The sequence below is a fragment of the Leptospira johnsonii genome (assembly GCF_003112675.1).
In the GTDB taxonomy this organism is placed as follows: Bacteria; Spirochaetota; Leptospiria; order Leptospirales; family Leptospiraceae; genus Leptospira_B; species Leptospira_B johnsonii.
Genome location: NZ_BFAY01000007.1, coordinates 11,106 through 32,899 on the forward strand (window position 1 = coordinate 11,106; position 21,794 = coordinate 32,899).

General features: G+C 41.5%; 18 protein-coding genes. 8 read left to right on the forward strand and 10 right to left on the reverse strand.

Annotation, left to right across the window (positions count from 1 at the left end):
- Positions 1-8: 8 nt before the first annotated feature.
- Positions 9-4,430, reverse strand: a complete 4,422-nt coding sequence (locus LPTSP_RS05595) for an Ig-like domain-containing protein (RefSeq protein ID WP_245915476.1) — start codon at positions 4,428-4,430, stop codon at positions 9-11.
- Between the two features lie 707 nt (positions 4,431-5,137).
- On the opposite strand from LPTSP_RS05595, the gene LPTSP_RS05600 reads away from it, so the two are divergent.
- The 6 genes from LPTSP_RS05600 (at position 5,138) to LPTSP_RS05625 (ending at position 11,250) form a co-directional block, all read left to right on the forward strand.
- Positions 5,138-6,685 carry a SpoIIE family protein phosphatase gene (locus tag LPTSP_RS05600; protein WP_108927848.1) on the forward strand — a complete coding sequence of 516 codons (1,548 nt, stop codon included), beginning with the start codon at positions 5,138-5,140 and terminating at the stop codon, positions 6,683-6,685.
- Positions 6,682-8,232 carry a hypothetical protein gene (locus LPTSP_RS05605; protein ID WP_108927849.1) on the forward strand — a complete coding sequence of 517 codons (1,551 nt, stop codon included), beginning with the start codon at positions 6,682-6,684 and terminating at the stop codon, positions 8,230-8,232. Before LPTSP_RS05600 ends, LPTSP_RS05605 begins: the two co-directional genes overlap by 4 nt.
- Before the next feature lie 186 nt (positions 8,233-8,418).
- Complete coding sequence (locus tag LPTSP_RS05610; RefSeq protein WP_108928180.1) at positions 8,419-9,114, forward strand: lysophospholipid acyltransferase family protein; 696 nt, start codon at positions 8,419-8,421, stop codon at positions 9,112-9,114.
- A 215-nt stretch (positions 9,115-9,329) separates the two neighbouring features.
- On the forward strand, positions 9,330-9,791 hold the full coding sequence (locus LPTSP_RS05615) for a tetratricopeptide repeat protein (protein WP_108927850.1): 462 nt from the start codon (positions 9,330-9,332) through the stop codon (positions 9,789-9,791).
- Positions 9,792-10,030: 239 nt separating this feature from the next.
- Positions 10,031-10,318, forward strand: a complete 288-nt coding sequence (gene hpf / locus LPTSP_RS05620) for a ribosome hibernation-promoting factor, HPF/YfiA family (protein WP_020771476.1) — start codon at positions 10,031-10,033, stop codon at positions 10,316-10,318.
- Positions 10,318-11,250: a hypothetical protein gene (locus LPTSP_RS05625; RefSeq protein ID WP_108927851.1), complete on the forward strand. Its 933-nt coding sequence runs from the start codon at positions 10,318-10,320 to the stop codon at positions 11,248-11,250. The genes hpf and LPTSP_RS05625 overlap by 1 nt, the downstream gene beginning before the upstream one ends.
- Positions 11,251-11,289: 39 nt before the next feature.
- Here LPTSP_RS05625 and LPTSP_RS05630 read toward each other — a convergent pair whose 3' ends face one another.
- From LPTSP_RS05630 to LPTSP_RS05645, 4 genes are all read right to left on the reverse strand, one after another.
- Positions 11,290-11,856, reverse strand: coding sequence for an LIMLP_12425 family protein (locus LPTSP_RS05630; protein ID WP_108927852.1), 567 nt, complete (start codon positions 11,854-11,856; stop codon positions 11,290-11,292).
- 6 nt (positions 11,857-11,862) lie between these two features.
- Positions 11,863-12,465 (reverse strand): RNA polymerase sigma factor, encoded by a 603-nt coding sequence (locus tag LPTSP_RS05635; protein WP_108927853.1) that lies wholly within the window; start codon positions 12,463-12,465, stop codon positions 11,863-11,865.
- A 95-nt stretch (positions 12,466-12,560) separates the two neighbouring features.
- Positions 12,561-12,914, reverse strand: a complete 354-nt coding sequence (locus LPTSP_RS05640; RefSeq protein WP_108927854.1) for a PilZ domain-containing protein — start codon at positions 12,912-12,914, stop codon at positions 12,561-12,563.
- Positions 12,915-12,969: 55 nt separating this feature from the next.
- Positions 12,970-14,430: an MBOAT family O-acyltransferase gene (locus LPTSP_RS05645; RefSeq protein ID WP_108927855.1), complete on the reverse strand. Its 1,461-nt coding sequence runs from the start codon at positions 14,428-14,430 to the stop codon at positions 12,970-12,972.
- A gap of 257 nt (positions 14,431-14,687) precedes the next feature.
- On the opposite strand from LPTSP_RS05645, the gene LPTSP_RS05650 reads away from it, so the two are divergent.
- Positions 14,688-15,293 (forward strand): DUF3332 family protein, encoded by a 606-nt coding sequence (locus LPTSP_RS05650; protein ID WP_108927856.1) that lies wholly within the window; start codon positions 14,688-14,690, stop codon positions 15,291-15,293.
- A gap of 146 nt (positions 15,294-15,439) precedes the next feature.
- On the opposite strand, the gene LPTSP_RS05655 is transcribed toward LPTSP_RS05650, so the two are convergent.
- Genes LPTSP_RS05655 through LPTSP_RS05670 form a run of 4 tightly spaced genes read right to left on the reverse strand, consistent with a single transcriptional unit; the run spans position 15,440 to position 18,456 of the window.
- On the reverse strand, positions 15,440-15,898 hold the full coding sequence (locus tag LPTSP_RS05655; protein ID WP_108927857.1) for a DUF192 domain-containing protein: 459 nt from the start codon (positions 15,896-15,898) through the stop codon (positions 15,440-15,442).
- 6 nt (positions 15,899-15,904) lie between these two features.
- The gene (locus LPTSP_RS05660; RefSeq protein ID WP_108927858.1) at positions 15,905-16,678 is read right to left on the reverse strand and encodes an enoyl-CoA hydratase-related protein; all 774 of its coding nucleotides are present in this window, start codon (positions 16,676-16,678) and stop codon (positions 15,905-15,907) included.
- Positions 16,679-16,682: 4 nt separating this feature from the next.
- The gene (locus tag LPTSP_RS05665; protein WP_108927859.1) at positions 16,683-18,056 is read right to left on the reverse strand and encodes a PP2C family protein-serine/threonine phosphatase; all 1,374 of its coding nucleotides are present in this window, start codon (positions 18,054-18,056) and stop codon (positions 16,683-16,685) included.
- Positions 18,040-18,456: a hypothetical protein gene (locus LPTSP_RS05670; RefSeq protein WP_174704433.1), complete on the reverse strand. Its 417-nt coding sequence runs from the start codon at positions 18,454-18,456 to the stop codon at positions 18,040-18,042. The genes LPTSP_RS05665 and LPTSP_RS05670 overlap by 17 nt, the downstream gene beginning before the upstream one ends.
- A gap of 133 nt (positions 18,457-18,589) precedes the next feature.
- Between LPTSP_RS05670 and LPTSP_RS05675 the strand changes: the two genes are divergently transcribed.
- The gene (locus LPTSP_RS05675) at positions 18,590-19,633 is read left to right on the forward strand and encodes a hypothetical protein (protein WP_245915477.1); all 1,044 of its coding nucleotides are present in this window, start codon (positions 18,590-18,592) and stop codon (positions 19,631-19,633) included.
- Between the two features lie 82 nt (positions 19,634-19,715).
- Here LPTSP_RS05675 and LPTSP_RS05680 read toward each other — a convergent pair whose 3' ends face one another.
- Entirely contained in the window at positions 19,716-21,785 is a 2,070-nt protein-coding gene (locus LPTSP_RS05680) for a methyl-accepting chemotaxis protein (RefSeq protein WP_108927862.1), read from the reverse strand.
- Positions 21,786-21,794: the final 9 nt, after the last annotated feature.

Consider the following 21,794-nt stretch of genomic DNA (forward strand, 5'->3'; position numbering starts at 1 on the left):
TTCAGTCTTCAATTATGCTGCCTATAAACTCTGATCGGGACTCCGTCCTTTCCTGTGCTGATATAAACGAAGTCAGAGCCGAACGTGAAGACCGAAATTGCCGAAAAAATCTGCTGCACGTTACTTGGATCTCCGAGACCATCAGCTCCGATCTTAGACCAAACGCTCGCAGAATTAGGGTTAGCCGAGTTCGTCCTATAAATCCTAATTCCCCCCGGATTATCGAACCCTACATACAAATATGATCCGTTTTTGATCAGCATAGAGATCGTTCGATTTGTAGGATCTCCGAAATCAACGTTCCCACTTCCATTATTTGCGATTAAACTCCAATCGCCTGATTCACAACTGTCCGCCGCTCCGGTGAGAGCCGGACTACATACCCAGATCTGGGCTCTGCGATTAGAATCGTCGCTTCCACCAGTGCAACCGTTTGTTCCCGAGAATGGTGTTGTCCTAAAATCGGTAATCGTTCCGGCACTCGCCAAACATACGTTCCTTGCCACGTAAAGTTTTCCGTTAAATTCGGCGAAAGCAGGGAACGCCTTATCTCCCGGGATCAGATCGAAGAACTTATATAACTCCAAGGAAAACCAGTTATTACTCGGATTGTCCATTGGACTCTCCACGTTATGCCAGTATTGGTTTGTTCTAGGCCCTATTTCCATCCAGTTTGCGCAAGCATCCGGTGCTGAACAAGGGGTAGTAGGATCCGAATTAGTCGAACGTATAATGGATCCATTGTGTCCTATTGCAGGCCCTCCACCATTCGCGGCATAGATCAAATTATTGAAAGTAAATACGGAATCCACATCCAGATAATGTCCCCAATTCGGAGAGGAATTGAGAGCCACTCCGTTGGCAGTTCCTCCGAAATAAGGAAGATAATTGATATAGGTCCGCTTTCCTTTGATAGCAGCAGTGTTTGCGTCGCAGTTATTTCCGGCGGTGCAGTATCCGGTATCGGTATCTGCTGAGTTGAAGCTGATAAAACCGAAATCGGGAGAGTCGTTCGCCGTGCTTCCATCCCAGTTTCGTTTCGCCCAACCTACTAAAAGTCTATTGTTCAGCGTCAGCATACTGGAAGGCGCAGCAGTAATTCCTCCAGTAATATTTGCCCAATCCGTATATTTGAAATTTAAAGTATTATCAGAATCTAATGTATAATATACATAGTCCCCGAAATAATATTGTCCCGCGATCAGTTGTGTTTTTGCCCCTGCAGCGAACAGGAAAGAATCAGATCCAAGGGATCCAACCGCGAAAATTCCCCGTCCACTTTCATTATCCGGGCCGCATCCTAAGGCCCTGTCTGCGGAATTTGGAGTACATCCGGCATGCCCGAGAGTTTTAATGACCCCATTTCCAGTATTCGCAGTATTTGTAGAAGTCCAAGAATCGTTTGCTTGGATCCCAACTCCCCCTGGAGAAGCGACCGAATCCCTGGGAAGACTAAAGCCTATCAGTTCCGGATTTGAACCGTCATAATTGAATCTAAGGGCAGCATTTCCCGCATTATTCGGTCCGCTATAAATTCTACCTTTATAATCCACCAAATTCCCGAAAGTGGATCCATAAGGATCAAGCAATAGAGGGCCGTCGTCAAAATTGATCGGTGCGGAACCGCATCCTAAAAAGCTTACTCTATCGAAAGGACTAGATTGTAAATTTTCCCCGTTTCCTGAATCCCTGATCGATCCCCAAGAAGAATTGTCGAATCCGTCCCCGTTCGCCCCGTTCGCAGCAATCAGAGAAAATTGGCTTCCCGACTGTATATTAGTATGGGACAAACAAACTTTGTTAGGATCGGCCGCCGCTCCTCCGCAAGCAGTTCCGTCTAACGCAACTGCACTTTGGATTTCTCCCAATGAACCGGTATTGAATTTATAACGTTTTGCACATTCGATCGGACTGGAACAAAGGGCCGAACCTACTGCATCCACTCCGCCTAGATACCCTTTTGAAAAGCCTAATACGACTTGGTTTAAATTTGCACAAGAAGCAGACTTCAATTTGATCTGCTCTGCCGCAACAAAATCGGCGGTGTTCGGACAAGTTAATGCACCTGAAGTGGCGCTGAGGCTTGCTTTATCGGCGATCACAGTGTATTCGGTCCCTGCCGTAAGGGCCGTCCCTAAAGTCATAACAAATACCCTGGAATTAGTGGTAGCCGGAGAGAGAGAAGAAATAGAGATCGAATCGGGAGAAGGATAAGTAGCCGTATAATTTGTATTATTCGAACAGCGTACCTGGTTGGAATCTTCCATTGTTGTTACCGCACTGGATTTTACCAACTTATAACGATACGGCGCTCCCGCCTGAGTATTTGCATACATCACTTTCGAATATTCTATTTGTATGTGTGTGGAATCTATATACTGCGCTCTTAAAAGAATCGGCCTCTCGGTATCGCTTATGATAGTAAATGTGGTATTTCCGACGATACCATCCAGACTGGCCCGAGCAGTTAAAGGATATCCTTGTGTTGTATTAAATACCGCAGTGACGACCCCTTTCGTAGATGGATCATTACTCACGGTCGCATCCCCGCTTGTGCCGTTTGCCAGTATGATTTCCCAAAGAACGAGCCCGGTAATTTCTCTAACCCCATCCGTATACGTCCCGATCGCTCTATAAGAATATTTTTCTCCGGAGATTAAAATCCATTCTTCCGGGGAAACGGAAATGGAAATCAGTTGTGCCGCATTTACCGTTAAATTCACAGTCCCCGTAATGGAACCCATGACGGCTTCGATCGTGGATTGTCCTACTGCAATGCTTGTCACAAATCCCTTCGAACCGGAATTATCCACAACTGCTATGGATGTGTTCGAAGAGGACCAACTTGCAGAATTTGTAATATTCTGAGTGCTTCCGTCCGTATAAGTTCCTGTAGCGATCAATTGAGGATTGATCCCCTTCGGTATCGTTACAGGATTTACCGAATTGTAAGTGATCTGAATAGAGACCAAAGCTGCCGCACTTACAGTTAAAACAGTATTTCCGCTAAAAGATCCGGACGTTGCGGTAATCGTAGTGGTTCCCAAACTCAAAGCATTAGCGAGTCCTTTTCCGGAATTCGTATTATTGATCGTAGCAACACTTGTAAACGAAGAAGTCCAAGTAACGGTAGAAGTCAAATCCTGAGTCGTTCCGTCCGAAAAAGTTCCTGTTGCAGTGAATTGACGAGTCAATCCCTTGGCTACATTCGGATTCACAGGAGTAACCTCGATGGATTCCAGAACGGCAGAAGTAACCGTAAAGGATGCTGTCCCGCTCACACCGGAATATTGGACCGTGATAGTAGTGGAACCTACAGCCGCCGCATGTGCAAGACCTATCGTCCCTGCATTATCCACTGTCGCAACCGACGTAAGGCTTGAACTCCAAGTTGCAGAATTTGTTATATTTTGTGTACTTGCATCGCTATACACACCGATGGCAGTCAACTGTGCGGACCTTCCCTTGGCGACCGAGGGTAAAGGATTTTGGCCACTTGAGTAAATTTCGATCCGATCCAAAACCGCTGCGGAAATATAAACGATTGTCGAACCGGTAATCACCGTACCGCCAGCCAAACTAGGAGGAGCGGAAACTCTAATATTCGTGTTTCCGAATCCAATTGCAGTTAATAATCCCTTGGAACCGCTTGCGTCGTCTATTTCCGCAATACCAGTATCATCCGAACTCCACGTAACTACGGTTGTGATATCTTGGAAAGATCCATCGGCAAAAGAACCCGTTGCAATATACTGCATAGTCCTTCCTTTAGGAAGCCCATTGCCGGAAGTTTGTCCAATCGGAGGAGCCACCGGAGTGATCTGTATGGTAACCAGACTAGTATCCACCACAGTCACACTAATAGATGTGGAAATTCCCCTATAATTGGCTCTGACTTGGGTACTTCCTGCCCTGATTCCGGTAATATCTATCGTATCCGGATCATTATTCGGATTATGCAATACCCTTAATATAGATCCATTCCCTGACGTTACAGCAAGTCCGGGATCTCCGGTTAAATCCTGACTTGTGCCGTCCGCAAATGTTCCTGTGACAGCACATTGACGTATTACTCCGATCGCCAAATCGGTATTCTGATTTTGACAAGTAATCGTGATCGAAGTAACGGGAGCTCTAGTTACTTCTAATTCCCTTTCGGACGTAAAATTCCTAAATCCGATCCGAACTCTCGCTCTACCCATCTCGGCACCGAGCACCTGCCCCGGAACAATCCCGCCGAAACTAAGGATGGAAGGATCCGAAGAAGACCATATAGCTTTTTCAGTTATGTCCTCTCTCTCGCCGAAGGTATAGATCGCAGTCGCTTTCAAAGAGAGTGTGGAAGTTTTCGCAAAAGATCCTGAGGGAGAATATATTTCGATCCGTTCTAAACTCCCTTTCCCGAATAGAAGAAAAATAAAAGGATTCAACCCCGAGCCGCCGTTGGCCTGAATCCCTGCCAAAGCAGTCAGGCTAGGCCAAATCGTACAGCTTTGAAAAAGAAAAACACCGAACAATACATATCCGGCAATTCGAGGAAAGATCGATCGAACACGGATAAACATGCCAAATATATTCCTTTTTTATAATTTATTTCCAAATAAACAAAAACAAGAAGAACGAAAAACAAACGCACTATAACAAGTGATCTTTCGTTTTTCTACAAATTTTTAGGAACATCGAAAAACATACGCAAAAATTAATATAAGAAAGAGAGCAAAACTAATCCTAAGTAATTAGAAATAGAATGTTTCAAAACAAAATATAAAAATTCATCGCGCTCAAATCACAAACATCCTCACAAAATAAGAATAATAAATTATTTATTTCCATTTTCATAATGTACGTTTTCATAAAATATGAATTTCCGTAATTACGTCCCTAAACTCGTTTTATAACAAACGAATACTTTCGCTGGACAAAAACCTATTAATAGTTTACTAAAAAAGAGAAATAATGCAAATAGGTCGCGAAATGAGAAAGAACAGGAGATTGTTTGAAGACTTTTTAGGTGTTTAAAACGCATTCCATTTTTATAAAACGCGTTCAAGACTACGCTTCGCCGCATTAATCATCGGAAAAATTTGAAAAAACCAGTTTTGATGTATCCAAAAAAGAAAGGAAGTACTGCCTAATCATGCTTTTACAAAATTTCGTAGTTACACCCGCAGTGGATGCCAAAAAGACGTCGCTTGTTTGGACAATCGGACTCTTCTATTCCTTATTAGCTGCTGTAAACATCAGCTTTTTCTCGGTGATGATCTTCGAAAATCAATCCGATCTGCTTTTAAGAAACTTTAAATTTCAGTCCAAGACGTTAGCGGAAAAACTCCAACAGGAATTAAGTTTGGTACATTTATCCAAAGGAGAACCACAGTCTTACGACTCATTCGAAAGAAATCTAAAATTTTTAGGAACCAACTCCTACAAAGTGTTCGGCGAGAATGGAGAGATCTGGATATCTCAACCAAAACAGCCGTCGGAAGAGAATATTTCTCCTGAGATCCTTTCCGAGATAAAACAATTAGCAGATTCGTCAGGAAATTTTGTAGGAACTCCCTATAAGACGGATCTGGACGAGACGAATTTTTCAATTCGCCTTCTCATTCCCTTTAGATCCGTCCAAAAAGAACCCTTGTATCTGTTAGGCATCGCTTCCCTCCCTTCGATCCGAGAAAGGGTGACACATATATTTGCACAGATGGCGATCGCAATTTTTTGGGGAATCGTATTCCATGGACTGTTCGGATATTATTTGTACAGGAGAATATTCAAAAAGATAGGAATACTAAAAAATACCAGCCATAAGATGTATACAGGAGACTTAAGCTCCAGAGTTGCATGGAATTTCAAGAATCAGGATGAATTGGACGATTTAGGGCAGACATTCAACGCGATGGCTTCTCAGATCGATTCGAACATGGAGAGGATCACTAAACTAAATCGAGAAATTTCCAAGGAATTGGCGATCGGTAAAGAAGTTCAGCAGATGTTTCTGCCAAGCAAGATAGCACTTTCCAGAATGGAACGTTACAATCTATCCATATATTATAGACCCTTGAGAGAGGTTAGCGGAGATTTATACAAATTTTACAGATTGGGCTCAGGCAAGGACTCCTCCCAATATTTTTTTCTCGCAGACGCCTCGGGTCATGGCGTAAGCGCTGCGTTAGTCACAGTGGTACTTGGGATTTTTACCGATGCGGTTTCCGCAAAATACGAATCTCCCGAAAAAACTTTAAGCAGATTAAGCGATCTGATCGGAACAAAACTGCAATCCTCATTCTTTGCGACAGCCCTTCTTTTAAGATTATATCCTAGCGGAACCTTGGAAGTATGTAATGCCGCTCATAATGAACCGATGATCCTAAGACCTTCCTCCGACGAAATAAGGACCATACCTACTTCCGGGCCTCCCATGGGAACAATCACAGGATATTCATATGAGTTAGTGCGGATGAAAGTCGCTCCCGGAGACAAGATACTGATGTATACGGACGGTTTAGTCGAAACGATGGGAGCCGACGGGACAGAATTCGGACTTCAGAGGGTACAAGAATATTTTTTAGAAAACAAGAACAAGTCCTGCAAAGAGATCGTAGACGGACTCTCCTTCGAGTTCGAAAAATTCGCTGCCAGATTCAGGGACGATGTGAGCATACTCGCTTTTGAGATCCCGAAATGAAACGGTCCGCATACGTTATTTCCATCCTGGTAGTGATGGTCTTATTTCCGATATCCGCCTACTGGATTGGGAACGCGAAAATTTTAGAACTGAGATATTTGTTATTAAAAGAAAGGATCATGAATTACGACTTGGCATCGGTCGTTTTAAAATCCAGGGTTCGCCTTACATTTTTGAACTCGGAAAATTTCAAAGAAGAACTGGTCACCGGAGTATTAGAAAGTTCCATTCTAAACGAGTCCCCTGAAAATCTCAGATTGTCCCTATCACCTTGGGAAAGATCCGGAACATGGATCGCTAATATAGTCAGATTCCTAACATTAAAACCTCCTATCCGTTTGGAGGAAGATCTAGAACAAATCTTCTATCTGCAGCTCGCTTTTGAAATGGAAAGAAGCGGGATATACGATAAAGCGGAAGAGCAATACTGGTCTTTGGAAAAAAAATTAGATTCTCGGACTGACGAGGCGGCATTCGTTTCCTTACATAGGGGATTTTGTTTAGCGGTAATAGGAGAATTGGAGAATGCGATCGCAAAACTGAAAGAGACCGTAGAAAAATATCCCGGAACAAATTATTCGGAAACTGCAGAATTATTACTTTCCTTATTATTACAAAATCTTGATATTCGAGCCTCCTTCAAAGCCGAAGGGACAAGCGCAGAAAAAGTATCTTATTTATTTTCACTCGGAGATTGTTCGGAAACGTTAAAATACCTGGATAACATCCGAAACCCCACCAGGAATGAACAATACATGCGCGCCCGCTGCACCGAACTAAAAGGAGAGATCCCGGAAGCAGTCAAAAAATACACGAACATCATAAAAACGGGAAGGAAAGATAGGGCCTCTATTCTTTCGAATCGCAGGCTGATGGTAATCGGAAAATTCAAATATAAGGACAAAACCGTTACAGAAAATTCATTAAAAACCGCAGAAATTCTAAACGATAAAGAAGCGCTGGAAAATTTTCGTTCGATAGGATCGTCCGGAAAGGACCCATATATCACTTCGGAAAATCCGAAAAAAATATATAAAACGGGAGTCTTAGCGAATACGATCTCCCAATACATGGAAAAAGCTTCCGAAGAATTAAAACAAGCCAAAGAAATAATATTGAATACTTTCGGAAAACGGGAAGAGAAAAAAAACCAAGTAAATAAACCTATTACACCCGAAAATTCACCCGATCTTTCTCATCTTACTCCTATATTAAAAATACTCTTAAAGAACGGCAGGACCTTCTTCGTAGAATCCGTTCTTTTGGAAGAAAGAAAGTTACTTATAAATTCGGAACGTTTCGAGATCACTATTCCGATAGAAAATATGGAATCGATCTCACTTGTAGCAAAAGAAGATCAAACAGTGGAATTAAAATACGATTGGTTAAGTATCAAGGTGAAATCCCGATCGGAAAAAATTTTAGGTTCGAAATTGAATTTCATTTCGGAAAGTTTCCAAGTAGAACACAAACTTCCGCTGATCCAAAAAGAGAACTATCCAATCGTAGAAATCCAAGAAGCAAAGGCTTTTAAAACTGATAAATAGTTTTTTAGAAGATCCACCTATTCGTTTTCAGTCTGGTTAACACGAAAAATAAAGGATCGTTTCACACGGAGAGAAGTGGTTATTCCTATTTAAAAATCCTGTGTGCACTCTTTGCGAGATAAAAATGTAACGAAAATACCTTTGCTATTTTGCAACCTTCTCTCCAAATTATCCTCTTATTCAACAATGTCATCCAAGAATATACAAAAGCCACATCCAGGAAGTTCCGAAAAAGCCAGAAAAGCTCTGCGCTGGTTCGGAAGACTCTACGGATCCTTATTTTATAAAGCGGAAGTTTACGGATTAGAGAATGTACCCGAAACCGGAAAAGTCCTAGTATTGTCCAAACACCAAAGAAACGACGATATCCCCTTGGGACTTTCCAAAGCATTATACCATAGAAGAATGGATATCTGGGCGATCATGAAAGACTCGCTTGCTTCTCCCATGTTCTTTGATTTTTTCCTTCGTTGTGGGGGAATTCCTCTCAACAGAAAAGAACCCAGAAAAAGTAAAAACGATCTACTATTCGCTAAAAAGGTCCTAAACGAAGGAAATATGCTAGTGATCTTTCCAGAACAAACTACCGTTCCCTACAAAATGGGAAAAGGCCGCCCCGGTGGATTTAGATTTATAGTCGGAAAACCGGAAGAACCGCTTCCCGTTCTATGCTTGGGATTGGAATATAAGCCAAGAGGCTTCTTGCGTAGGACCAGCTTCATAGTTCGCGCAGGAAAACTCAGATATTTAACTGCAGATATGGACCCGGAAGATTTCCTACATGATTGTATGCATGAGATCGCAAGCCTAACCAGCCTCAAATATCCATTTGAACAGAGTAAAAAATCAGCAGATCTGGAGCTGGAAGAAGCACCTATCTAAGAACCAGCAAGCTCCCACTCTCTTTAATACTTTCCTAACGGGGTGGTAGGAACTCCTTACACCCCTCCCCATATACTTCCAGAAGCCTATACGCTATACTCGGATCATGCTTCTGGGAAATTTTCAGCTTTTAGAAATAAAAATCGAAGAAATCCCAGGAACTTGGCACGGCCCTTGCACTATATTATACAAAGCCCCGGCTGGGAGATAAAAAGATGAACAAAATAATTAAAATTGCCTTAATTTTAAGCATCTCCACTGCAATTTATGCAGAACCTGAGACCAGTGTGATCGAAAGTTCGCTCAAGAACTATACACCTGAGACAGATACCCAGCTGGCAAATAAGCTTACTGCCCTCGGAAGTCTAAAACAAAAAACCAGAGACTACGAAGGTGCAATCGCTTTTTACGATCAGTCCTTAGCTGTGAGAACAAAAATCGGTGATAAAGAAAGTGCTGGATACGCTCTGGTTCTTTACCTGAAATCCATCTCCGAATTCCGTCTCGGCAAATCCTGCCAAGCTTTAGAGAACATTAAAGAAGTTATCCATGTATACCAAAAGATTGGTGACCTTGATTCAGCTCTTCACGCAGAGGAAGAAGGTCTTAAAAAATACCAGGAAGCATGTAGCCTGGCTTTTGCGAAACAGCCAAGCCTGACTCTAAACAAGGACTAAGAAACGCTAGGAAATCATCCCATCTCTAGTTCTAACTTCCCTGGTCCGCCCCTTGCGGGGCGGGCGCTTTTTTTGATTTGACTCTGATTTTTTCCATCCTAATCTTACAGGAATTCCTGGGTTGGGATGACTCCCTTTCTTTCCCCGTCCAAAATTACGTTTCTTTAGTTTTTTCTGGTCCGCATTCGTGCTATGATGAAACTTTGAGAAGCCATAAATAAAGATCACGGAGGCTTTACATGAAAATCGTTTTTAATTGGAAAAATTTAGATCATTCCGGAACGGCAGAAGATTATGCCGGAAAAAAGTTAGAACGAGTCTCTAAATACATACAAAAGTTAGTTTCGATGGAAATTTCATTCGAACAGGTGCATGGGCTGATCAGCGCTAATTTGAATTTAGCTGCAGACGGAAGTAAGTTTAACGCTCAACACGAAGACAAAGATATTTATTCCTGCATAGACGGTTTAGAAGATAAGATCGTAAAACAAGTAAGCAAACACCACGACAAAAAAGCCGCTCATTGATGGACCAAGACAGGAAGTACGAAGAAGCGATAAAACATTTATCCGAAGGAGAGTTCGAACTCTCCCGAAACTTATTCGATTCCCTATTGGAAGAAGACCCCGAAAACCCCGAGTTTGCCTCGGGGTTTTATATTTCTTCCTTCTGGGATCATAGAATAGATCGGATCCATCTCACAAAAGAAGGAAGAGAAAGAACGGGACTTCTATTAGAATTCCTGAAGGATTTCGATTCAGTTTATAAAAGTAAATCCTTCCCAAAAGAACTATCTTATCATTCTGCAATGAAATCTATCTTGCAAGAAACCACGGACCAAGTACGGATCGCTCTTAGAAAAGAAGGGATCCAATCACTTTCTCCAGGACTCATCGCAGAACTTGCATACAGACTATTACTCGCAGAAGACACCGACCTCGCTTCCGAAGTCGTCCGAGATTCGTCCGGCTTGGAAAGATTCTCTCCCGAGTTATTATTTTTTAGAGCGGAATGTACTTACCTAAGCGGACATCATTCCCAAGGACTACTACTCTATAGAGAAGCTTTCTTAAAAGAGCCAAGCGCAATCCGACTGGAATCCGTACGGTCGGAGCCCATCTTTTCCGCCATACAGATCCTAAAAGAAGAATTCAAGGACGAAGGTGAACTAAAAGAAGCATTGCCGATACTTCTTTTAGAAAGGGGAGTATTCAAAGAGATCCGTAAAATGAGCGATAAGGAATTGGATGTATATCGTTCCGAATTGTTCAGACTTCGTGATTCTTTGGGGCTACGTAAAGGTGGAACTGAATTTAAGGTAAAGTGTAGAATGATCCAACTTTGCTGCGCCTTGCTCGACTCCAGAACTTCGATCCTTTATGGAGAAATAGCACAGGAAGCAAAACGTATCCTGGATTCTTTAGATCCAGGTTTGTATCATAAAAGACTAAAAGTTTAGTATTCTTTGCGGCTTCGAATGAAGCCGCGCAGTGGAGAATTATTTGCTAGTAGATTCCAGAACGTGGCGAATTTCTTGAGCCGTTCTATAATCCCCTTTTTCGAGAAAATACTGCTCTAAAGAACCTAAGGTCTTATGAGCTTGGGGATTTTTGGAAATTTCCAGAAGATGACGTGAATTCATATCCACATCCACTCTTGCAGAGGAAGGAAGATCCACGAATTCGCGGTCTTCGCCGACTGTAAGAGTTCCGGATCTTTCTGCCAAACTTGTTTCGTTGGAAGAAGAGAAGCGACCGACTGTAACTGCAAGAACTAGGATTGCGAGAGCTGCGCTGAGGGAGTATTGGAAGGAACGGTTCCAGACAAAACTGCGGTAAAGTTTAGACCAAGAAGTTTCTTCGTCGAAGCGGACATCTTTGAGAAGATTCTCTAGTCGAAGATCAAAGTCCTTAGAGAGACGGACATCCTTCATTTGTTCCATTCTAAGTTCGGAAACCGCTCGAACTAAAGAATTTTCTAATTTAACATGATCCGGGTCTTCCTTTTGAAAAATTGCGGCGAAGCCGAATTTCGTGCCCTGTTGTTTACTTGCTTGTTTTTCCATACCTTACTACCTAAAAAAGCCTTCGCCCTTTCCATCTTTCATAATCAGATGTTTCAAAAATTCCTTTGCCTTAAAGAGCCGGCTTTTGACTGTTCCGATATTGGTTCCGAGGATCTCTGCTATTTGTGAATAGGACATTTCCTCGAAATACCGGAGCTCGATGACTTCTTTGTATATATCCTCGAGTTCGTTGATTTTGTTGATTAGATAGTTACTCTCGTCGGAAAGTTCTACTTTTTTTTCGAAGCTAATACGATCATCCGTGACCTGGAACTCGGAATCGTCCATGGAATTCTCCCTGGCCCTCTTTCTTTTGGCCAGAAGGTCCTTGGATTTATTGACCACGATACGGTAAAGCCAGGTATAAACCCCGGATTCTGCCCTAAAATTGCGTATGGAGCGGTATCCAGAGATCAGTGCGTCTTGGACGATATCCTCCGCGTCATCTCCATCTTTTACCATAGAGACAGCCTTTCTATACAATCTCTCTCTATAAGGGCCGGTAAGCTCTATGTATGCCTTGTCGTCCCCTTCTTTGATCCGTTTTAGAAGTTGGATTTCTTTATCTCGTACGGTTTGTTTGCGATGAGGATTATCGGTTTCGATCATTAGAAGCCTTTACGACATAGGTAGGCTCTTCCCTGGCCTTTGCAATAAAAATATGACGTAAGGAAGCTTGCTCTTACGTATGCGGTTTTAGGATTTTAACCTTCTAAGGAAAGATTGATGAGTATTAGAGACTCTGTCAGTTCTAAAGGATCTCTAAAGCGTATCCCATATAAATACTTTCGTTTGGAGTCCACCTGCTTTGGGATTTTCCAAACTACGTCTCCTAAAAATTCCAGACGTTTGCCAGTCCTTCTTTCGATGACTGAACCTTCGATCGGAACGGAGCCTGGCAGATCTTCTCCGCTCATTAAAATGCAGATACCGGATTCGGAAATATTGCCTAGTTTTCCTTCTAACGTGATGAGACCAGAATCCACCTGTACGATATACTCGTCGAAATCTCTGGGATAAAATCTGGGACTCCTAGGTTTTTGGCCGGGTTCGCTCATCGATAAGGGATCAAATTAGAAACGAATTCGGCAAGTGTCCAGCGTTTTACTTTTTTCAGAAGTCGAAGTAGATAAAAGGGATTTCTCCATCCGGACTTAAGATCGCAAAACAAAATGCGATCAATGGATAAAGAGAAAATTCCAACCAGACAGGAATCTTAAACTCCTTTCCTTTTTCGTAAATAAGCCAACCTAGATAATGTCCGATGATCACACAAAGTATCGCTGGGATCCCTTGCTTTAACATATAAGGTCTAAGTTCCCCGCTTTGATAGACGTACATTCCGTGGATCATATTCAGAGCGGATTCTATATTTGCAGATCGGAAGATCACACCGAAGGTAACTGCCACCGTGCTCGTATATAAAACTCTAACAGGGGTTAATATCTTGTCCCAAGAATCTGAAATTGTTAATTCCGGGAACCATTTTGCTTTCCATTCTTTTAATACAGATTCTAATAATAAGAATCCGCCTTGGATAGATCCCCAGATGAGGAAAGTCCAATTGGCTCCGTGCCAAATTCCCCCCACAAACATCGTGAACCAAACATTAAATCTATGACGAAAAAGCCCTACACGATTTCCACCCAGAGAAATATACACATAGTCTCTGAGCCAACTGGAAAGAGTGATATGCCACCTTCTCCAATGTTCGGTAACCGACTGAGAAATATAAGGCATTCTAAAGTTTTCGGGCAGCTCATAACCTAAGAGAAGAGCCGCAGAATATGCCATATCCGTATAACCGCTAAAATCGCAGTATACTTGAACCCAGAAAAGAAACGCGCCTAACCAAAGTGCTTCCGTAGAATACACATCCGGGTTCTTAAAGATCAGGTCTGCGATCGGAGAAATATTATCCGATAATACTACCTTCTTAAAATATCCCATTAGAAAATAACGGATCGCTTTTCTGAAAGGGATATCCTCTATCTTCTTCTCTGTTTGTAGCTGAGGTAAAAAACTTTTGGCTGTAACGATCGGCCCCGCCACCAACTGAGGGAAGAAGGAAACGAATAACGCAAATCTTATGAAGTTCTTTTCGGACGGAATGGCTCCTCTGTATACGTCTATCGTATAACTCAAACTCTGGAAGGTATAAAAGGAAATCCCAACAGGAAGAACTATTTTAAGAATAGGGAATAAACCAGGAAAGCCCCAATAATGCAGGAGAGCATTCAGATTCTCGCTTAAGAATCCGTAATATTTAAAAAATCCTAAAATGAATACAAGGTTCAAGACCAAGCTGATGACGATCATCTTCTTTCGGAAACTTTGGTCCTTAGATTCGAAGATCAGATCCGCCAAAAAGAAATCAATTACGGTGGATAATAAGATCAAACCGCCGAATTTCCAGTTCCAGCTCATATAGAAGATATAACTCATGATGAGTAGGAAAATATGGATGAGTGATTTGCGTAGTTTTGGCTCCGGAATAAGCGCCGGTAAAATGTACCAATGGGTTACAAATACGAAGGAGAAAAAAAGAAAAAATTCCAGTGTGGGAAAGATCACGTAGGTTCCCTAAATCAAACGGGCATCCGCCCCTAAGACGGTTTTATTGTTATTAACCGTCTTTCGGTCCAGAAATACCGAGACTGGAACTAGGTCAAGGGATTCTCTTTCCTTTATTGGATCAGTTTAGGGCAGGAATTTTTCAGTCAAGATTTTGTCCTACAAAACGGAAGAGAGAATGTAAATCTCTTGCAAGATTTTTTCCATCCTTTATTCGTAGTTTCGCATTCCACTCATATAAAGGAGTTCCGTTTTCAATGATGAAAAACGTTTTAAAAAAAATCATCCTTACCTTGGTACTGGTAGGAGCTAGCTTCGGTTCCTTAGCGAACTGCTTTGGGAAATTCGCACTCGTAAGAGTCTTTTACAATGCCAACGACGGAATCAATGTGGGCGGCGGCCTTCTTGCAAAGATCGTAAAAACGGTTCTATTTTATATTCCTTTCGGATTTTTAATGGCAATCGGTGGATTTATCGACTTTCTTCTTTTCAACCTGATCGAGTTCTGGTCCGGAAGTAACCCTGTAGGACTAAACGAGTACGATAAAGAAGGAAGATACGCGAAATCTTTCGAACAAGAGGGAGAAAAACTGACTTTAGTTTACACTGATTTCGGTTCCAGATTGGATCTGACAGCTATTTCTAAAGAAGGAAAATCAGAAACTCTGACCGCTTTTCGTTCTCAGCCTGGTAAATTTTTCGTAGAGAGAGAAGGTCAACTTTCAGAGATCGAAGTTACTTCTCAGTCAGTAGGATCCCAAGTGATCTTAAAACTTACTGAGCAAGGTAAATTAAAATCTTCTAAAGTAGTTGAAGCTCAAAGCTTGCAAGACCTTCAATTAAGAGCGGCAGAATCGCTTTAATATAAGAGCCTGTCCCAAAAGGTCCAGGCTCTTGAAGCCCGAGACTTGGTAATTGTCGATAACCTAAGTTTTGGGACGGACTATAAAAAAGCCCGGTCTATTACTTCAGACCAGGCTGCAAAAGATCCGCCCTGTTTACGGGCGGGTCATTTTCCAATAAATCTATTCTCGATCTTTAAAACTGAATTTTTTCCCAATCCACGTTTCGCAAACCATCTGGGATTTGCTTCCACTGCATACAGTACCTTTTGGGTAGAATGATACAGAACTTGTGTTTGGTTCGGGGCCATTTCGTAAACATCGACGAGCTTCTTGTCTTTTGAAAAATAACCTATACTCAAAGGAATTAGAGTATTCTTCATCCAGAAAGATAAATAGTCCTCATTAGGAAAGATGAAGATCATTCCTTCATTCTCACCTAACTTTTTACGAAACATCAATCCTCTCTGTCTAGATTCGTCTGTGTTTGCGACTTCTACAAGAAGAGCATGATCGCCTATGTATATGGTGGTCTTTTCTAAATATAAGGGAGAATTATATTCTCCCCAACCTGCCATAGGAAGGCAGAATAAAACAGAAAGTAAAAAGAATCTGAAAACTTTCATAGATCCTTAAAAATTAGGGGTGCGTTTTTCTAAGAATGCTCCCATTCCTTCCTTGGATTCTTTTCCGGAGAATAGATTGGAGAATTCTTTTTTCTCCAATTCCTGTCCTTTGGATAATTGCATATCCAACCCGTTCAGGATCACCGATTTAGCCGCGGAAACTGCGATAGGTCCTTTTTTCAAAATGGATTCTGCGGTCGCTTTTGCGGTGGAGATCAGATCTTCTCCATCTTTAACAAGTTTATTTAATATACCGATACGATAAGCCTCTTCTGCACCAATCATATCTCCTGTGAAGATAAGTTCTGCTGCTCTTCCGTAACCGACCAATCTTGCAAGTCTTTGGGTCCCGCCAAATCCGGGAATCAGGCCGAGGGAGACTTCAGGAAGTCCTAATTTTGCTTTTTCGGAACCGATACGGATATCGCAAGCAAGCGCAAGCTCCAGTCCCCCACCCAATGCAAATCCGTTCACTGCTGCGATGGATACCAATCTACTCTTTTGGATGCGATCAAAAGTGCTTTGTCCTAGGGCTGCAAACTTCTCCGCTCCGTCTGCATTCAATTCTTTCATTTTAGAGATATCGGCTCCGGCTACGAATGCCTTTCCTTGCCCGGTAATGATCACTACGCGGATCGACGGATCTTTTTCTAGATTATTGATCTCGCTAGTTAGTTCGTTTAATAGTTCTTCGTTTAATGCGTTTAACGCAGAAGGACGGTTGATCTCTAAGATCGCCAGTTTGCCTTCTTTCTGCAAATGGATCAGTGATTCGCTCATATATTTACTCCATCTCGATGATCAGAAAAAGTGTGTCGTCTTCGAACTCTACGTCTCTAAAGAATGCAGACAATTCGGTTTGGACAGCTTCTTTAAACTGTTTTAAATCGGTAAAAGACTTATTTCGGTTCAGGATTTCAATTAGGCCTTCACTTCCAAGCTGTTTTCCTTGTGGATTTCGATTCTCTATCAATCCGTCCGTGTATAAAAACAACCTCTCTCCGGACGCAATAGGCAAAGAAACCAGTTCAGCGATCGGTCTTTTGATCCCAAATCCTAATATACTTCCGGTAGTTTCAATTTCCCTAAAGTCATTTCCATTCTGGGAATGCATCAGATAAGGATGTCCCCCGTTTGCAAAATGGATCTCTTTGGAAATAAAATCGAAAAATATATAAACCGCAGAAGCATGATGAGATTTGAACTGTCTAAGAAGTGTCTCGTCCAAATATTCCAATAGTCGGACAGGATGTAGTTTGAGACGATAAGGCATGGTCGCGACCATAATTTTGATAAATGACGCGACTAACGCGGAAGCGATCCCATGGCCCGCTATATCAGTTAAGAAAACCCCTGTGTTTCCTTCCCTTAACTGTATAAAATCGTAAAAATCCCCGCCGATCTCGTTGGGAGTGGATCTAAATACCTCGTATTTAAAACCTTTTATGCTAATATCTTCCGGAAATAATGTCTCCTGCACCTTTCTTGCAATCTGAAGTTCATGTTGTAAAAATCTGTATTCTGAATCCAGTTCGGAAGAAATACGAACCAACCTTCTTACAATTACAACAATTGTTGTCCCGATTAAACTTAGGATCAGATAGACAACATCCGGTACGAATAAAACCAAAGGGAATCCCGGAAGAGGACCATTCTTTAGTTTAAAATAAATGAATCCAAGATGTAATACTATAGAATACGTAGCTGTTAAAAAGCAGCCCTTTACCTTAAGCCGAAACATTTGGAATAAAACCAAAAATCCGACGAGCAGAAAGTAATTATTATAAAGTTGTAAACTATGAAGATCGTCGAATGTGTAGAAGGATTCGTTTAAGATCAGCATCACTAAAAAAATAATGCTGAAATTTGTGCCATGAATGACTGCAGGAAGGTATTTTCTTTGAAAAGAAAGAACCAAACTGAGAAGGTTCAAACTTAGTATCAGACCGAAATAGATGGTTCCATTAGGAGAATTCTGTATCTCAGGGATCAGAGCTAAAAAATAGACTAAGAAGTGCAGAAAAAAAGCAAGTCGAATGAATGATTGATCGATCCGAACGAAGTCTTTCCAGGCGCTTACTTCCCTGTAGTTGAACTCGGTTTCCAGGAAAGACCAAGGGTTGAGTATTCCGCTAGCTTTTTTATTGAATAGATTCATCTAATATAAATTCGTAAATTTCCGATCCATTAAATCTGATCTTCATATTGAAGCCGGACTTAAGATATCGGTCTAATTTTTCCGCCAATTCCAAACCTTCTTTAGAATCCTTAATATTAGAATAATAGAAAGCGGCTGATTTTGATTTATAGTTATACGGAAATCTTTCGTTAATCAGTAAAGTTACACGAAATCCGCCGGGCCTTGTCTCTAAAACGATATGACTCACATCCTTTCGATTCAAGATCCTCTCATCTTTAGGAAGTTCCCAAGGATTTGTCACATCCGAAAAGATCGAGACTCCATAAAGAAACAAAGCGACTATACATAACAAGAAAGAAGTCCGAGCATAATTGCGGGGAAATCTACAAGTGTTATAAAAAAAGACACTAGTCTTCATGTGAGACAGGCACAAATCTTACAAAGGGGCTATGAAATGCAAATCAATAACCCTATCCTTCTCTTTCCTATTTTTTGCGATGCAAAGAAAAATACTTTTCGTTCTAGCTCAAGTTTTGCATATTCAAAGCCGCATGTTTTCCGAAAAGAAATCCAAGCTAAAGACTGAAATGTGTCGATTGTTTGTCGTATTCATTCTTATTTTTGAAACCTTCTACTCCTGCAAAGAAGAAGCGGGAGATCCAAATCCTTATTCAGATGTTCTATCTTCCACTCCTCTCTCAAGGATAGAAAACTATGTCGGTTTGGAGTCTCCTGACTGGGCTTCTAGGATTTTCAATTTAGATAACTACGCTTTAGATTATGTGAATGAACTGAATCGAGTGGATGGATTTGCTGAGTCACCTTCGCCCGCCAAAGACCTAAATACATTCAAATCCACTCTGATAGATGCCTTAAATTCTCAAACTGGACCGGTCGCCTCTCTTCTAAAAAACAAACTGCTTCGTATTTATGTCTGCGAGAATTTAGGCGGCTCAGCAGTTAGCGGAATCGTGCGCAAGGACGGTAAATCGGTCGGAGGATTTGTGATCTTAGATGCGAATACCTTAAACAGAAACGCAGACGATTGGATCAGCTATAAAGAAAATTCTACATTCCAAAAAGGAAATATAAAAATACGGATCCGGATAGAAGAAGAGAAACAAAATACTAAAGCAAATGCGCTTCGTTATATTGTGTTACATGAATTCGGTCATATTCTCTCCGAAACCGAAAAAATAGGTCCAAGCTTTTTCTCTTCTAAAAGATCCTTTGCAAACTTTGAGTTTTATAAAGAAGTTTGGAAATCCGAGAAGGTAAGCTACTTGGATGATTCTACTTTTACGATCCGACCTCAGATCCGTTTTTACTCTGAATCTCTTTCTTTGGAAGACAACTGGGAGAAAATTTACCCGATCCTTTCCAAAACTCCTTTTCCTACCTTATACTCTGCAGCAAATGCAGACGATTTTTTTGCGGATTCTTTTGTTTCTTACGTGCATGTGATTTTAGAAAAGAAACCTTGGGAATTGGAAATATTAAAGAATGATAAACCGATTTTCCGAATGGGAAACGGTATCGAAAAAGATACCTTAACTATTCAAAGAAAAATGATAGAGAAAATACTCTTTCTCTAAATCGTTTTGGGAACGCGAAGCCGCGAAGACTTTTCTCAGTAATTCTAAGATCTTTTTATCTTAACGCCCTGCGTGAATCATTTTAAAGTTTAAACTTATCCACAGATTTGAGAAGTCCTTCGGATTGCTGGTGCATCTCACCAGAGTAAGAAGTGAGGTCATCCGCTCCGGAGGCTACTTCCTGAGTTCCTTCCGAGATACTTACGATCGTTTTAGTAATCTCGTCGGTTGCACGTTTCTGTTCTTGGACTGCTTCTTCTATTTGTAAACTGAAACTCATGAGGAAATTCGCTGATTGATGGATGTCTTGTGTATTCTTCTCTTGGGTTCTTACTGATTCCAATACCTTCTTCGCAGATAATCCAAAGGAATCAACGGAGGTCCTTAACTTACGAAGTATATCACTTGCTTCTTTTACTTTAGTGTTTCCGTTATGAACCGCATTGTTTGTCGAATCCACAAGCTCTCCGATCTCTTGTACAGAAGAAGACGTTTGAGACGCAAGTTTACCTATCTCTTCTGCAACTACAGCAAATCCCTTACCAGCTTCTCCGGCTCTTGCTGCTTCTATCGCTGCATTCAATGCGAGAAGATTTGTCTTTTCAGAAATCTCAGTGATGATAGATAAGATCTCATTGATACGACTCGCACTTTCTCCAATCTCATCCATTGCTTGGTTCGTCGCGCCCATCGCATTCTCCCCTGTCACCGCTCTCTCCTGGGATTCGGATGCCACCTGGGATAATGTCTGCATCTCATTATTGATAGTACCAATCTGTTCTCTAAGTAAAACCACGTTGGTATCTATCTCCTTCATATTCTCGATCGCTTTTTCCATCGATCTACGAACATTCTCTGCGGAGGCTGCAAGTTCTTCCACAGCTGCAGAAGATTCCTCCGCCGCAGAAGCCTGGGCCTGAGCAACATCCGAGAAGTTACGACTGGACTCCGCCATTTGATCCGAAGTACTGTTCAGTTTTGTAGAAGAAGTTTTGATATCCTGGATGATCTTAGAAAGATTCACCTTCATCATATCCATGGACTTGAGTAGTTTACCTATCTCATCTTCTCTTGCGATCTCTATATGGGAAGTCAGATCTCCATCCGCAATCTTCTCAGAAAAACCGATCGCTTCCAATAGTCCTGTAGTGATGAGTTTATTGAAGATCAAGTTTAGAATGATCAGTATGACTACCATGATCACCAGAGAGGACAAAATCGTCTGAAGGATCACTCCTCTCATATCCGACCAGAAGATGGAATCAGGAATTGAAACTTCTACTGCCCAAGGTTTATCATAATTTCCTAATAAAAAAGGAAAGAAATGATGACCTTCTCCTCCTCCATGTAGAGAAAAAGGTTTTCCTTTTGAGATTCCTTCTACGATCTGTTTCAACCATTCTTGGTCTGGGTTCTTTTTACCGACTAAAGAAGGATCCTTTCCATTAGCTGCGTAGGTTCCATTTGGAGAAATAAGTGTAAGATAACCTTCTCCCCTGAATGGTTTGATAGGCCCTAAGAGCTCTTGTAAATTTTCCATGGCGAGGTCGATGCCTACCACTCCTGAAAAACTTCCTCCTCTAAATATTGGTTTCACCAAGGAAACCATGAGAACTTCCTTTCCACCTACAGGATAAGAAAAAGGATCCGCAACAAAATCATGAAGAGTCTTTTTAGGAACAGTATAGAAGGCCCCAGAGTCGTCCAGATTTTCGTAATATATTACCGGCTCTACTGTGACTGCACCTTTAGATTTGTTGATATAAGGCACAAATCTCCCTGTGCCATCATGATAAGGAGGTCTATTCTTAAATCTTGCATCCTGTCCATCAAATCCGTTAGGTTCGAATACAACCCAGGTCCCGAAATAATATTGGTTGGCCTCCACCAATTTCCAGAGTGCAGCAACAACTTCTTCCCGAGCTGGTTTAGAAGATTCTAATAGATATTCGGTCCCCCTAAGAGAGCCCAAGGCTGAGTCCAAAAAATCCTTCACCTCATAGGCAAATCTTTCTCCGGCCATTCTGGATCCATCTTCCACTTGATACTTCAGACTGAAATAAGATCCAATCGAGTTGATCGCGGTCAAAATGACCGAACCGGAGAGTAAAACTACCGAGAGATAAAGTGAAATCCTGAACCGAATACTCATTTTAAATAT

Excerpts from the sequence above, each read along its gene's own strand:
- LPTSP_RS05600 (WP_108927848.1), top strand. The coding sequence starts at position 5,138 with ATGCTTTTACAAAATTTCGTAGTTACACCCGCAGTGGATGCCAAAAAG.
- LPTSP_RS05605 (WP_108927849.1), top strand. The coding sequence starts at position 6,682 with ATGAAACGGTCCGCATACGTTATTTCCATCCTGGTAGTGATGGTCTTA.
- LPTSP_RS05610 (WP_108928180.1), top strand. The coding sequence starts at position 8,419 with ATGTCATCCAAGAATATACAAAAGCCACATCCAGGAAGTTCCGAAAAA.
- LPTSP_RS05615 (WP_108927850.1), top strand. The coding sequence starts at position 9,330 with ATGAACAAAATAATTAAAATTGCCTTAATTTTAAGCATCTCCACTGCA.
- hpf (WP_020771476.1), top strand. The coding sequence starts at position 10,031 with ATGAAAATCGTTTTTAATTGGAAAAATTTAGATCATTCCGGAACGGCA.
- LPTSP_RS05625 (WP_108927851.1), top strand. The coding sequence starts at position 10,318 with ATGGACCAAGACAGGAAGTACGAAGAAGCGATAAAACATTTATCCGAA.
- LPTSP_RS05630 (WP_108927852.1), bottom strand. The coding sequence starts at position 11,856 with ATGGAAAAACAAGCAAGTAAACAACAGGGCACGAAATTCGGCTTCGCC.
- LPTSP_RS05635 (WP_108927853.1), bottom strand. The coding sequence starts at position 12,465 with ATGATCGAAACCGATAATCCTCATCGCAAACAAACCGTACGAGATAAA.
- LPTSP_RS05640 (WP_108927854.1), bottom strand. The coding sequence starts at position 12,914 with ATGAGCGAACCCGGCCAAAAACCTAGGAGTCCCAGATTTTATCCCAGA.
- LPTSP_RS05650 (WP_108927856.1), top strand. The coding sequence starts at position 14,688 with ATGATGAAAAACGTTTTAAAAAAAATCATCCTTACCTTGGTACTGGTA.
- LPTSP_RS05655 (WP_108927857.1), bottom strand. The coding sequence starts at position 15,898 with ATGAAAGTTTTCAGATTCTTTTTACTTTCTGTTTTATTCTGCCTTCCT.
- LPTSP_RS05660 (WP_108927858.1), bottom strand. The coding sequence starts at position 16,678 with ATGAGCGAATCACTGATCCATTTGCAGAAAGAAGGCAAACTGGCGATC.
- LPTSP_RS05665 (WP_108927859.1), bottom strand. The coding sequence starts at position 18,056 with ATGAATCTATTCAATAAAAAAGCTAGCGGAATACTCAACCCTTGGTCT.
- LPTSP_RS05670 (WP_174704433.1), bottom strand. The coding sequence starts at position 18,456 with ATGAAGACTAGTGTCTTTTTTTATAACACTTGTAGATTTCCCCGCAAT.
- LPTSP_RS05675 (WP_245915477.1), top strand. The coding sequence starts at position 18,590 with ATGTTTTCCGAAAAGAAATCCAAGCTAAAGACTGAAATGTGTCGATTG.
- LPTSP_RS05680 (WP_108927862.1), bottom strand. The coding sequence starts at position 21,785 with ATGAGTATTCGGTTCAGGATTTCACTTTATCTCTCGGTAGTTTTACTC.